The organism is Paenibacillus alginolyticus DSM 5050 = NBRC 15375, from assembly GCF_000422905.1.
In the GTDB taxonomy this organism is placed as follows: domain Bacteria; phylum Bacillota; class Bacilli; order Paenibacillales; family NBRC-103111; genus Paenibacillus_E; species Paenibacillus_E alginolyticus.
Map to the genome: position 1 here is coordinate 41,264 of NZ_AUGY01000054.1, position 13,589 is coordinate 54,852.

Sequence of the window (13,589 nt, forward strand, 5' to 3'; positions counted from 1 at the left end):
GCCGCTGTTGCTTTTATCGGATCGCTTCATATGGCCCTAATGCGTCCAGCAGATCGAAACCATCGAATAATACGATTTAAACATGAGTGCTTTTGTCCTTGGATGCATCCTTATCTTCTTTTGTTTTCGGAGCAACCGCTACCTCACTGATTGACCGATTGTTCTAATGATGACGTTAGGAATGAGCAGCAGCAGAACAATGGAGCCGTAAACGCCAATTGTATAGCTGGTAACGTAAATGAGACCGAATCCCTGATGAAAAAGGGAGGTGATGAGATGAATCGACATGTTCGTAAAACATAAGGCGTAACTTCGGATCATCCAATTCCGGTGCCGGATCATCCGTTTCTTTTTGATTTGTACGAGCGCCATAATGGTGATAAGCAGCCAAATAATATTAAGCGCATTGAATCCCATACTGCTAATTTTTCCTCCGGTGGCGTAAGGCGCCATGTATCCAGAAGTAATCACGACAAGGAGAACTGACACTACATAAACGTAGCCATTTATACGATGGAATTTGCGGCTTTTTTCAAAGATTCGATTAGAAAAATTGAGCAGCCCCGCCGCCATGGCGATGCAGGCACACGCAACATGAACGTGCATAACGTTTAACCAGACAGGGAGATTAAGCTCGCGCCTCAGTCCGGTTTTATGGCTTAAAAATCCCTCGGCTCTAGGATCAATCATATAATTGTCCGCCAAGGCGTAAAGGATAAATAGAATACTGACAGCGGCCAATATTCCGTATAATGTTTTCCGTTTCTTCATGTGATCCCAACCCCCTCGCGGCTCCATATTTATTGCCAATATCACAATTCTGGTTTGGAAACCTGCTTGCCTGTTAATTTGGATGCCGGCAGTATGCCGGCCCTGGCGATCCCGGTCATGTGTTCTCCGTCGGCAGTAACTTCGAATTTAAGATTTAAGCGCATTGGTTTCGTGATGCGCAGTGACCAGGTAAGTTTGTTGTTCTGTAGTACGGGGTTTATAAATTCGACCGTCTCACTCCCTCGTGTTGCCTTGCCTAGGATCATCCCATTACTTGTGGTGATGGAGAGCCTGACCTCCAGTTTTCCAACAGGTGTAGCGATTGTCGTATCCCAGTCTCCGTCGAAGTCAGTTTCCAGGGGGGCGTAAGTCATACCCGCTTTGTTCGTTACTTCGCCCGAAACTGCCTTATGAGAGCTAGGCTCAATTCCTTTTTCCCGCCAAACCGTTCCTCTCCGTTCATATTCGAACAACTGCTCTACCGCGTGTGCGATACGGGGTCCAAGCTCTCGTTCCACCAGATACAGCGCTACATCGAGTCCCGAAGTGACGCCGCCTCCGGTTATCAGGTTTCCGTCATCCACTACGCGTGCCGGGACGGGAATGACACCGGTTGCTCCTAGTAAATCCATGCCCAGATGATGCGTTACTGCCGGTCTGCCATCCAAGAGCCCTCCCATGGCCAGCAGCAGGGAACCGCCGCAAACCGTGACGACGACGATGTCTTTTTGCCCGATTGCCTGCCCGATCATTCCGATCAATTCTGTATTCATTGCTCGCGTCAGGATAGCCGGGATCGAATCGTGGCCATCTCCTTCGATGTCACCCGACGCGCCAGGCACGAGAATGATGTCCGCACGTTCCGGGTTCAGTCTGCCGTTCGCTTCCATTTTTAATCCGTTGATGCCGCTAACCACGGACCTTGGCCCTTCGGCGGTGACGAATTCTACGCTTAACGCGTTTTCAGCATGCATGGAAGCGGCGCAAAAAACCTCGTAAGGTGCAATGGCATCCAGAAGGTCGAAGCCGTCAAAAAGCACGATTTGAACCGTTAACATCCATAAACCTCCTCGTTTTATTTTGTCAGAAGATATTTCAGCCGGTGATATTCCTTCTCGTCAATTTTCACCCTTAGCTTACGCTAGAAGAATCATAACAAATGAATATCTCAAACGAAGCTGTAAAAAGGTAACAAAACAATAAACATTTCATCACAATACATGAGATGTCGTTCGTTCTTGCAGAAAAAATGATAAACTGGACTGGACGCAAAGGTGGGATATTCATGAGTGAAGTAAGCACGATACTGGTTGTGGACGATGATCAAAGTATCGTCGAACTATTGAGGGATTTTTTAGAGTACGAAAACTTTCACGTAATAACCGCTTGTGATACCGCTCAGGCGTGGGCCTTGTTTGAGAAGAGCTCCATTCATTGTATTGTGCTTGACATTATGATGCCGGGACAAAACGGATTTGAGTTATGTCGCCGGATTCGGGCGGAGAGTAACGTTCCAATCCTTTTCTTGAGCGCACGCAGCGATGATGTGGACAAGATTCGAGGACTAACGCTTGGCGGCGATGATTATATCGTTAAAACCGCTTCACCTGGTGAGATCGTAGCCAGGATAAAAGCTGTATTGCGGCGTTCCGCTTCTCAGCTGCAAATGGATGGAAGGATCTTGGATTTTGGTCGCATGAAGCTAAATCTCTCATCAAGAGAAGTGATAGTGGATGGGAAGAATGTCGTACTTACGCCGCGGGAATATGAATTGCTGCGATTATTCGTCGAACACCCCAGGCATGTTTTTACATATGAACAGATACTTTCAAAATTTTGGGATGGGGTGGGCGATAGGCATACGATCCGGGTGCATCTCGGTCGACTTCGCGAAAAAATCGAATCCGATCCGAACCATCCGCAATTTTTGGTCAACGTATGGGGTGTAGGGTATCGCTTCGAGGGAGGATAAAATGAGAACACTTCGCATTCGTACGTTTATTATGCTGGTCTTCTTCTTTATATCGCTACTGCCGTGGATCTTCTATGTTGCAGCCCACTTCATGGAGACAAAAACGCTCAGCTTCGCAATAAGCGGGTCGCAAGATGAGATTCTGCAAAGACATTTAAACGAGACCATACACCTGATCGAAGCGGGCTCGGACAATTGGAGGGATCCGAATTGGCAAAACCTATTGCATACACAGTTGACGCAAACGGAGATGGAGGTAGATATTCTATCCGCGTCAGATCAGGAAATTTACCGGTCTAATCCGGGGCGCCATAGCGCATTGTCGTCAACTGAACGTTTCTCCGTCATAGCGGACGGTCATTTACTTGGAAGGGTCGTCATTTATCTGCCGAAGTCAAATACGGTTCAGATGATTTCAATGTTTGCTGGACTATTGTTAGCTTTCTTTATTATCGGTGTTGAAATGCGAAGGTTCCTTCTAAAGCCTCTCGAAAGGATGAGCTCTGCAGCCAGACAAATTGCCGCAGGAGAATGGGAAGTGGAGTTACCCAGGTCCAGGATCACCGAAATCTCCGAAGTACGCGATGCATTCGAAGTGATGGTGAAGGGGCTTCAAAGATCTTTTCAAAAACAAGCGGAATTGGAAGAAGAACGTCGATTCGTGATCGCAGCTGTCGCGCATGATTTGCGGACCCCGTTATTCGCCCTTAGAGGTTATTTGGATGGTTTGGAGCAAGGCATCGCCCAATCTCCAGATAAAATAACAAAATATTTGTCGGTTTGTAAGGAAAAATCGGCGCAATTGGACCGATTGGTAGAGGACCTTTTCACATTTACAAAGATGGAGTACTTGGAAATGAAACCTCATAACCAAACGATTGATTTTAAACTCGTCATCCAAAAGTCGATTGACAGTCTAAGTCCGCAAGCTCGGCAAAAGCACATCTCGATCTCAAATCATGCTGCAGGCGAATGCTTCATTAGCGGTGATATGCACTTATTGGAACGCATGATGAACAATTTTTTGGATAATGCTGTCAGACACACACCTTCCTATGGTGAAATTGTTGTTCAATGTTATAAAGATGGTAACAATGTAAAGTTTACGATACGTGATACAGGGCCGGGCTTCTCTTCGGAAGAACTGCAACGAGTTTTTGAACCTCTATATCGTGGTGAAGAATCTAGAAATCGCTCAACTGGTGGCAGCGGATTAGGGTTAACCATTTCGCAAAGAATTGTAAGGCGGCACGGAGGCGATCTTGCTGCAGGTAACCATTCGGAGAGGGGAGCACTGTTAACAGGTTGGATACCTGTAACTGCTTATGATTAAAATTCAATTTTGAAAACTCAAATGAATCATCAGCTTTATGCTAGGCGGAGTTATTGGGAAAAGTTGCTTACATCAAGTTACTGTCCTTTGTATTATTTATTTACTTGGGTATATGTGTATTGTACTATTGTAGTAGTAAAAACAAGGTGGAAATACTACATCATGGTGTAAGGAAGTGGCATAATGGGGAACGGGTTTATTACGAGTATTGAGCATTTTAAACCCCATACCTTTCAGGCAGAGCAAGGTGAAGGGTTGTATATTTCTCATTCTCATGATTATGATGAGCTAACGCTTATTCTCGATGGGGAAGGGTATTACAGCTCGGCGGAACAGAATATTAAAGTCTCAAAAGGTGATCTTATTTTAATCCCTTCACAGCTTCACCATGGATTTGTATGTATTAAGCCGTGGAGAGGGATATCGGTCCATTTTATATTTGATAGAATACCTGCTTATTGCCAATACTTGTTTCTCAATGCTTATCAAAAGCCGCTTCACATTCGGATTTCTCACTTACATGAAGAGCATTTGGAATGGGCGAATATGTCTCTTTTGCAGCTGGAATTGGAGTGGAAAACAGAAGAGAAGAGCGAGTATTCTTATGACTTAATGAGGAATATTCTTGAAACCGTTTTATTGCTATATCATAAAAATATGATAACTCCGCAGTTGCTGCCAGAAAAGACGGATGACAGCTTGATCATTCAAGAGGTGTTAAGAGAAATCCATAGACGCTATAATACATCCATTACAATTAACGAAATTGCTTCACGACATTTCCTTTCGGAAAGTCTTTTACGCAGGAAATTTTCGGAGATGCTTGGCATTTCTCCAAAACAATATATTATCAATCTTCGCTTGGAGGAGGCAAAACGACTGCTCCAGCAAACAGACCTAGCTATTGAATATATTTCTTCTGAAGTTGGATTTACTTCCTCCAGCAGGTTTTATGATCTTTTTGTTAAAATGGTGGGTATGACACCTATGGAATGGCGTAAGCTGAATGAATAAAATAACTATAAATGAAATGCCACCTTTAAAGGTGGCATTTTTTTCGACCGTCGAAACCGAACAATTAACGCTTATTTTTGTATCAATATTAAAGCGGTTTCATGAGCAAGGCGTTCAAGATCTCTTATACAATATAGAAGGAAGAAAAATAAAAAGGGCGAGGGGATTGAAAGAAATGAGTAGTATGAAAAGTAAATCTAGTAAAAGCTTATTGATTATAACTTCGGCATTGATACTTGCGAGTCTTGTAACCGCTTGCGGTAAGACCAGCAATGACCCTACTCCGACTTCAAGCGAAACCAGCAAAGTTGCTACCGCAACACCCGTTGCAAGCACTTCGGCAAGCAAACCCGTAACCATAAAGTTCGCTGGTTGGGGCGACCCATCTGAGAAAGAAGTCTTCACGAAGCTGATCAAGAGTTTTCAGGAGAAAAACCCTAACATTAAAGTTGAATATCTGCATATCCCGGCGGATTACGTAGGCAAGATGAACACCATTCTTGCCGGCGGTGACGCTCCCGACGTCTTTTATGTACCGGATGGAGACTTCGGTCGTTGGGTTAGCCAGGATTTACTGCTCCCGATCGATGACTTTATGAAGTCCAGCAAAATCGATACTGCCGACATGTGGAATTCCGCACTGGTTCGTTATCGTTATAACGGCGCTGTTACCGGACAAGGCAAATTATACGCTTTACCGAAGGATATTGGGCCTACGGTTCTTTACTATAATAAAGATATTTTCAAAAAAATGAATGTGCCTTTCCCAAGTGCTGATTCGCCGATGACTTTTGATCAGTTGCTCGATACCGCAAAGAAATTGACAGTCACTAATAATGGCAAGACCGAGCAATACGGAATGGGACCTATTTGGTGGGAAGGATTCGTAATGGGCAATGGCGGCAAATTTTTGAGCGATGATAAAAAAGAATTCCTGCTTAACAGTAAAGAAGCAACGGATGCCTTGCAATTTGCGGCAGATCTCTCCAATAAAAACAAAGTGGTTCCAAGCGCAGCTGCGTTGAAAGATATGAACGATGGTCAAATGTTCCAAACCGGTAAACTTGCCATGATGATTCAGGGGCGTTGGATGGTTCCGGAATACCGCAAGCTGAAATTTGACTGGGACGTAGCGCCACTGCCGACGAATGGCAAATGGGCCGGATGGAGCGGTTCTGTAGGACTTGGCATCTTCAGCAAATCGAAGAATAAGGAAGCGGCTTACAAGCTTGTAGAATTCTTGGGCGGACCGGAAGGCCAAAAAGAGCAATCTTTAATGGGTTTTGCGATTCCGAGCTTTAAATCGATGGCGAACACGGATATATTCCTTCAACCCGGACAAAAGCCGGAGCATGCAAGTGTATTTATTAAAGCGGCAGAAAATGAAATTAATGGGCCTTGGACGAATTTGCCAAACGCCAAATGGTGGGATTTACTCGGTCAAAGTATGGGTCCAATGTGGGAAGGTAAGATCTCCGCTGTTGATCTGATGAAAGATCTTAAACCTAAGATAGATAAAGCAATCCAAGAAGGTAATCCAGCATTGTTTAAATAATTGATATGTATAAGGGGAAGAAGGGGAACGCCCGAAACATGTTCTCCTCTTCTTCTTCCATTATATGAAGGAGGATTAATATGCAGAAAATAGAGGCCTCCATCGACTATCATTCCATCGGAAGGTCGTATCAAAGAAAGCGTGGGAAATACAAAGAGTATTTGTGGGCATATTTATTCATCTCTGCTCCGATCCTAGGATTTCTGCTGTTTGCGTTTATTCCTTTAAGTTTCTCTGTCTATGTGAGTTTCACTCAATATAGCGGCTATCAAACACCTGTTTTTCAAGGTGCAGACAACTATTCACGGCTTCTTACAAAAGACCCGTTGTTCTGGAAAACGTTATTTAACACTTTTTATTCAGCGCTTGGGATTCAGATTGGGATGGTAATTGCCTTAGGCATCGCTATGTCATTAAATCAAAAAATTCGCGGAATTCAGTTCTTCCGAACGGTCTTTTTCCTCCCTACGATCAGCTCTGTGGTTGCTTTAACACTCCTTTGGAAATGGATGTTCAACTCCGAATATGGGATGTTGAATTATTTGTTGGATTTGATCGGTATTCATGGGCCAGCATGGCTTAGCAGTGAGCGATGGGCGATGCCGGCCATGATCATTCAGGGAGTCTGGGGCGGCCTCGGTTTTTATATGGTCCTATATTTGGTTGCGCTTCAAGGCGTTCCGAAGAGCCTCTATGAATCTGCGGAAATGGACGGGGCGAATGGCTGGCAGCGGTTCCTCCGAATCACGATTCCATGTATATCGCCTACTACGTTATTCATTCTTATCACCTCGATCATCGGGGCTATGCAAGACTTCCCGCGCTTTCAAATCATGACAGAGGGCGGTCCGAACTACTCGACGACCACGATTGTATACTACTTGTTCCAAAATGCCTTTCGCTATATGGAGATGGGATATGCTTCGGCAATGGCTTGGGTGCTTGGCATTCTGATCATGATGATCACGCTGCTGAACTTCTGGATGTCCAAGCGTTGGGTGCATTACGAATAGGAGGAGGAAATTCATATGTCCAATCTCGCAATAAGCGTGAGGCAAAAAAAGAAGAGGTCTCAAGAACAGATTCGCAAGACAATCGCTTACCTTTTCCTTATTATCGGGTCTTTCGTGATGGCGATCCCTTTTTTATGGATGCTGTCAACGTCCCTTAAAGAACAAGGGGTTGTATTTGATATGCCTCCAAAGTGGATCCCGGAACATTTCGAGTGGAGCAACTATGTATTCGTATTAACAGAAGCAAATGTGTTGAAAGGTTTTATGAATACGATGCTAGTCATTAGTCTGCCTTGCGTGATCGGTTTATTTACAAGCGCACTGGCTGCGAATGCATTCGCACGGTTGAGCTTCCCAGCAAAAAATGTGCTGTTTATGATGCTATTGGCCACTATGATGATTCCAGGCGTCGTGACCATGATTCCTACCTTTATTTTGTATAAAAATATTGGTTGGGTAGATAGCTGGATGCCGCTGATCATTCCGGGAATGTTTGGGGCTGCGGCGGCGGTATTTTTTCTTAGACAATTTTTTATGACGATTCCCATGGAGCTTGAGGATGCCGCAAAGATGGATGGCCTCAATCCATTCCAAATTTTTATCCGAATTATGCTTCCTTTATCGAAGCCGGCTTTGGTCACGCAAGGAATTTTTGGTTTCCTGGCGGGTTATAACGATTTTCTTGGACCGCTCATTTACATCAACAGTCCGGAAAAGTTTACACTTCAGCTCGTGTTGGCATCTTTCCAAGGATTCTATAACGCACAGTGGACGTATATCATGGCAGGGGCTGTGCTGGCGTTGATTCCGACCATTTTGTTATTCTTTTTCGCTCAGAGGTATTTTGTTGAGGGGATTACCATGACGGGAATGAAGGGATAAGAACTCCATGTCGGAAGGGACCAGGGAAGTGCGAATCAGAAAGCAAGCAATCGGTATCATAATTCTCCTGATTGTGGCAGCTGTCACTATTTGGTGGAGTTTTATCAAAGAACCACAAGGGAAGCAAGTAGCTTATACGAATCCCATCTATCATCATGATGCGCCGGATCCAACGATTATAAGGGCAAAAGACGGTTATTATTATGCGATTACAACACAAAGCGAGTATAACGGGAATCTGGTAGCTCTACCCATTATACGTTCTAAGGATTTGATTGATTGGGAAGAGAAGGGTTCGGTATTTACAGGGGAACAAATTCCTTCATGGGCGACATTGGGCTATATGTGGGCACCTCACATCACCTATCATCAAGGAAAATACTATGTTTATTACTCAACCAAGGTGAATGATGGGGATCCGCTAAAAGGCATGGGGATTGGTGTCGCTGTCGCTGACAACCCTATGGGACCCTATAAGGATAAAGGATCACCACTCGTTTGGGGTACTGGCTTTGAAAAGATCGACCCTTATGTTTTTCAAGATGACAATGGCAAAAGGTATATGTATTGGGGCTCCGATAGACAGCCGATTTATGTACAGCAGCTTTCTGATGACGGGATGAGTGTTGTTGGAGAGGAGACTGTTGTTATGAGTCCAGGCGTTCAAAGCCGTAACGGCTACGACTATCTTGTTGAAGGTCCTTGGGTAATGAACCGAAACGGTTATTATTATCTGTTTTACTCAGGTGATTACTGCTGCCAAGATAGCGGACATAATCCGCATTATGCGGTTATGGTTGCACGCTCCAAGTCACCTACCGGTCCATTCGAAGCATATCCCGACAATCCTATTCTTGAAAAGAATAATTCATTCCTAGCACCGGGTCATAATGCCACCATTCAAGATGATGCGGGTCAAGATTGGATGTTATACCATGCGTATGATTTGAAGGAGACTTCATCTTCAGGTCGCGTCTTAATGATCGATCGGATCAAGTGGAAGGATGATTGGCCGGTCATAAATGACGGTAATGGTCCAACTTCAACGCTCCAAACAGATGGACCGGTTATTAAACAAAGAAAATAAAATTAGAGGAAACTTTAAGGAGAGAGAACAAATGACAGTAACATTTCGCAACCCCATTCTCGATAAAGCAGCTGACCCTTGGATATTTAAGCATAGTGACGGTTTTTACTACTTTATGTCAACACAAGGCGGACAGTTGGAGCTCAGAAAATCCGCTTCCATGACTGGAATCGCAAATGGGCAAAATAAAGTAATTTGGAAACCGGAAGAAAACGGTCCTTACAGTTATAATTTGTGGGCTCCGGAGATTCATAGGTTAGAAGATAAATGGTATATCTACTTTACTGCGAATGATGGCGGTGGCGACGATACTCGGCGAGTATGTGTACTGGAGAATGAAGCAGAAGACCCAATGAACGGCGAATGGGTGTGGAAAGGGGTCATTGCAACTGAATACCCCGGTCTGGACGGTTCAGTGATGACCCACCACAATCAACTCTATTTTATGTATGCGGGATACGGCCATTTTCCTGATTATGGGTCGGCGGTTTATATTGTGCGTATGACGAATCCATGGACCGTTGAAGGGGGAAATGTGTTGCTAACGGCACCAACATTGGAATGGGAAAAGCAAGGCGGAATGGCCATTAACGAGGGCCCTGTTATTTTGAAAAGAAACGGAAAAGTATTTCTCGTCTATTCTGCAAGCACCACATGGTCTGAAGACTATGCGCTAGGCATGCTGACGATGGACGAAGCTTCGGATCCGATGGATCCTTCTTCTTGGGAGAAATCCATGGTGCCGGTGTTCCGGAAAAGTGTGGAAAACGGTGTTTTTGCAACAGGTCATAATAGTTTTACGGTATCGCCTGACGGAACAGAAGATTGGATTGTCTACCATGCCCTTTCTGCCCCAAACGAAGCTACTAGTCTACGCAGTACCCGGGTGCAAAAGTTCAGTTGGCGCTCGGATGGTACTCCGGATTTTGGGATTCCGATCGGGACGACAGAGGACATCGCTGTTCCTTCAGGGGAGTGAACGAAAGAGAAAATTAAACAATGTCAATTAGAGAGGAGGTGACAAATTGTGTAGTGACTTGCTGAGGCAACTTCATATTCAAAACGAAAACAAAACGGAGGTTTGAGATGTTAAAAAAAATGAAAATTGCTTTGTTACTTTCATTAATGCTGACGTTATTTACTCAACTGTTCGTAATTACATCCGCAAAAGCAGCTACATCGGGATCGGTCATTTACAGTAATACGGCGGAACCCGAGCCTTATTATACTAGGGCTGTAAAGCTGAACAATGGGAATATACTGGCCACGTTCACAAGGAAATTCCCAGGAAACACGGGCTTTGTTGGTATGCAGGCGTTCAATTTTTACCGAAGCACCGATAACGGTTTGACCTGGTCTTACTATACTCAGATTGATCCCAACAACTACGGCTTAAATCGGGATCAGCAAGGGATGACTACACTATATGTTTTGCCGCAGCAAGTGGGCATTTACCCAGCCGGTACGCTCTTGTTCGCATCATCGGACTGGAGTGCCGGTACTCAGTATACAATCCATATCTGGAGAAGTACGGATAACGGTGCTACTTGGCAATTGCACTTTGGCCGCACAAGGCGGCGCCGGCACACATCACACTTGGGAGCCAGAATTTGCTGTTTCCAGCGATGGCAGACTGATTTGCTATTATTCCGATGAAAGGCAGGCGGGATATAACCAAGCGATTGCTCAGGAAATTTCGAGTGACGGGGGTCTCACTTGGGGGAACTATAGCATTATTGTCGGCAAGAATACGGACAGTGCTTGGCGTCCGGGAATGCCGAGAGTTACCCGTGCGAAAAACGGCACTACTTTATGTTTTATGAGCATTTGGGTGCAAGCCCTAACTTTGCTGTCCGATTTAAAACATCTACAGATGGGATCAACTGGGGAACCCCATCGGTGTTGGGAGCTGTGGTTGGTACAGGGTTTTATCGTGCATCTCAGTGCCCGGAAGTAGCATATGTTGATGACGGAAGCACTTATGGCAGATTATACGTACGAGGTATGTCGGATGTCGTCTCCAACCATAATAAAATGTTTACGAGCAGCGACAACGGTGCCACATGGTCAGAAATCGACGCTCCGTTAACGGTATCGGGAAGCAATAATAATACAGTAGCGGGTTGGAGTGGCACGCTTCTATCTTTAAGCAACAATCTCTTGCTTGAGGTCAATAGTGTAAAAAATGGCAGCCTTAATGAGATAAGAGCAAATGTTGCTCAAATCAATGGGCATTCCATCATCGTATCCGGCGCCCAATATAAATTCATCAATCAAAATAATAACCTTGTCTTAGATAATGCAGGGGGAGGTTCGCCTGCGGGAACCAAGGTTATCGAATATAATGATCTCGGGTTAAATACGCAATGGTGGCTGACAGAGTATAGGGGCAACGGCTTTTTTAGGATAATGAACATGAACAATAACCTTGTACTGGATGACCAAAATGGAGTGAGAACACCCGGGACTGAGGTCAATCAATGGACGGACAACTACCTGGATACGCAGCGCTGGAAATTCGCTTACATGGGTAATGGTTATTACACCAGTATGAATGAACATAGCGGTCTTTTCTTAGATAACGCAGGAGGAGGCGCACCGGCCGGAACCAAGGTCATTCAATGGACCGCTAACGGGCTTGATACGCAGCGTTGGAAATTGGTACGTGTAGATTACGAATTACCTGTAAATCAATTTGAATCCTCCAATATTCCCGATACGTTTATTCGCCACCAAGATGGCAGAGGCAAGATCAGCAGTAATCTGGGTACATCTATTGCTGATTCTGGGTGGAAAATGGTTCCCGGGCTTGCCAATGCAGCAGCGGTTTCCCTTGAATCGGTCAACTTCCCCGGCCATTTCTTAAGACACCGTAACGGTGAAGTCTGGATGGACATCAACGACAATTCAACTCAATTCAAAAGCGATGCGACTTGGAACCGTCGCTCAGGTCTATCGAATGCCTTAGGGGTATCTTTGGAGTCCTACAACTTCCCGGGTCAATATATGCGGCATATGAATGGTCTGCTTTATATGACAACAATTTCAACGACTCTGGATCAGCAAGATGCTACGTTTTTTCTAAGATAATAAATAGGGGCTCCTTGCCATCGTGCGGGGCCCTTTTTTAAATCAATAATTCGGGGTTAGCCCGAAGAGGTGTAGAGAATGGAATTTAGAAGACTTGGACGTACGAACTTAAACGTTTCTTGTGTTGGATTCGGTGGCGCACCGATGGGACTGGATAACTATTTGGAACCGTATGAAGCAAAGAACAAACGTTTCCGTTGCCATATGTGGTATGCGGACCATTAGAGAAGTATTGGATAATGTTAGAACTGAGGATGAAAAAGAATGGCGCTAGGATTTTAAGCTTGACCGCGGTCAAGGCGGAGTCCAATTTTGATTCATCTAAGATAGAAAAGAGTAACCTAATACGAATAGCCCTTTCGATTTGATGATTGAAAGGGCTATTCGTATTAGGGCTATCCTAGACTGCCGCTGCTTTTATTGAACTCCCTTGGGGAACAAGGTGAGCAGACCAGACGGATCGTCGGGATACGGTGTGACTTCCTCAATTGTTCCACGCAGGTAAATTAACGCCCATATACGATGCAATTGGTTTTAAGAAGTACTTGAATATTTAGGCTCAACCTCAAAATCAGTGCTTGAATATTTAGCTTGAAAGTCGATGAAGATTACATTCAACTAAAATGCCCGCTTTGTATCGATCTGGGTTACGCAAGAAATAATGACGTCGTTGAAATGCTTTAATACGGTTATGACGACCTTCTACAGTAGCATTTGTCCAACGGCAATGGTGGTAATTGAGGATTTCGTCCTGCCAGTTACGCATCGTTTTCAGCGCACTTTTGACAGCTGTGTGAGCGATTTGTTCACCCTGCTCAAGCCAACGATTAAAACCATGCGTTGCGACTTCGACATTCGGAGAATAATCATAC

14 protein-coding genes are annotated in these 13,589 nt (G+C 44.7%); 11 read left to right on the top strand and 3 right to left on the bottom strand.

Annotated elements, in window-relative coordinates:
• Window positions 1-138 precede the first annotated feature (138 nt).
• Window positions 139-771, bottom strand: coding sequence for a DUF2306 domain-containing protein (locus G519_RS0122890; protein WP_029196683.1), 633 nt, complete (start codon window positions 769-771; stop codon window positions 139-141).
• Between the two features lie 41 nt (window positions 772-812).
• A complete protein-coding gene (locus G519_RS0122895) occupies window positions 813-1,829 on the bottom strand; it encodes a DJ-1/PfpI family protein (protein ID WP_029196684.1) in 1,017 nt (338 codons plus the stop codon).
• Between the two features lie 227 nt (window positions 1,830-2,056).
• On the opposite strand from G519_RS0122895, the gene G519_RS0122900 reads away from it, so the two are divergent.
• The 11 genes from G519_RS0122900 (at window position 2,057) to G519_RS50415 (ending at window position 12,942) form a co-directional block, all read left to right on the top strand.
• On the top strand, window positions 2,057-2,743 hold the full coding sequence (locus G519_RS0122900; RefSeq protein WP_029196685.1) for a response regulator transcription factor: 687 nt from the start codon (window positions 2,057-2,059) through the stop codon (window positions 2,741-2,743).
• Window position 2,744: 1 nt separating this feature from the next.
• Window positions 2,745-4,076 carry a sensor histidine kinase gene (locus G519_RS0122905; protein ID WP_029196686.1) on the top strand — a complete coding sequence of 444 codons (1,332 nt, stop codon included), beginning with the start codon at window positions 2,745-2,747 and terminating at the stop codon, window positions 4,074-4,076.
• A 183-nt stretch (window positions 4,077-4,259) separates the two neighbouring features.
• The gene (locus G519_RS0122910) at window positions 4,260-5,090 is read left to right on the top strand and encodes an AraC family transcriptional regulator (RefSeq protein ID WP_029196687.1); all 831 of its coding nucleotides are present in this window, start codon (window positions 4,260-4,262) and stop codon (window positions 5,088-5,090) included.
• Window positions 5,091-5,265: 175 nt separating this feature from the next.
• Complete coding sequence (locus tag G519_RS0122915; protein ID WP_244280185.1) at window positions 5,266-6,645, top strand: ABC transporter substrate-binding protein; 1,380 nt, start codon at window positions 5,266-5,268, stop codon at window positions 6,643-6,645.
• Window positions 6,646-6,725: 80 nt separating this feature from the next.
• Window positions 6,726-7,658: a carbohydrate ABC transporter permease gene (locus tag G519_RS0122920; RefSeq protein WP_051253603.1), complete on the top strand. Its 933-nt coding sequence runs from the start codon at window positions 6,726-6,728 to the stop codon at window positions 7,656-7,658.
• Between the two features lie 15 nt (window positions 7,659-7,673).
• Window positions 7,674-8,540 carry a carbohydrate ABC transporter permease gene (locus G519_RS0122925; RefSeq protein WP_029196690.1) on the top strand — a complete coding sequence of 289 codons (867 nt, stop codon included), beginning with the start codon at window positions 7,674-7,676 and terminating at the stop codon, window positions 8,538-8,540.
• Between the two features lie 7 nt (window positions 8,541-8,547).
• Window positions 8,548-9,627, top strand: coding sequence for a glycoside hydrolase family 43 protein (locus tag G519_RS0122930; protein WP_051253604.1), 1,080 nt, complete (start codon window positions 8,548-8,550; stop codon window positions 9,625-9,627).
• 31 nt (window positions 9,628-9,658) lie between these two features.
• A complete protein-coding gene (locus G519_RS0122935; protein ID WP_029196692.1) occupies window positions 9,659-10,606 on the top strand; it encodes a glycoside hydrolase family 43 protein in 948 nt (315 codons plus the stop codon).
• 107 nt (window positions 10,607-10,713) lie between these two features.
• On the top strand, window positions 10,714-11,283 hold the full coding sequence (locus G519_RS52305; RefSeq protein ID WP_244280186.1) for a sialidase family protein: 570 nt from the start codon (window positions 10,714-10,716) through the stop codon (window positions 11,281-11,283).
• A 243-nt stretch (window positions 11,284-11,526) separates the two neighbouring features.
• Entirely contained in the window at window positions 11,527-12,717 is a 1,191-nt protein-coding gene (locus G519_RS52310) for an AbfB domain-containing protein (RefSeq protein ID WP_244280187.1), read from the top strand.
• A 78-nt stretch (window positions 12,718-12,795) separates the two neighbouring features.
• Window positions 12,796-12,942, top strand: a complete 147-nt coding sequence (locus G519_RS50415) for a hypothetical protein (protein ID WP_154669604.1) — start codon at window positions 12,796-12,798, stop codon at window positions 12,940-12,942.
• Between the two features lie 361 nt (window positions 12,943-13,303).
• Here the strand turns inward: G519_RS50415 and G519_RS0122955 are convergent.
• Window positions 13,304-13,589, bottom strand: a 286-nt coding sequence (locus G519_RS0122955) for a transposase (protein ID WP_029196693.1), incomplete at its 5' end; no start/stop codon positions are given.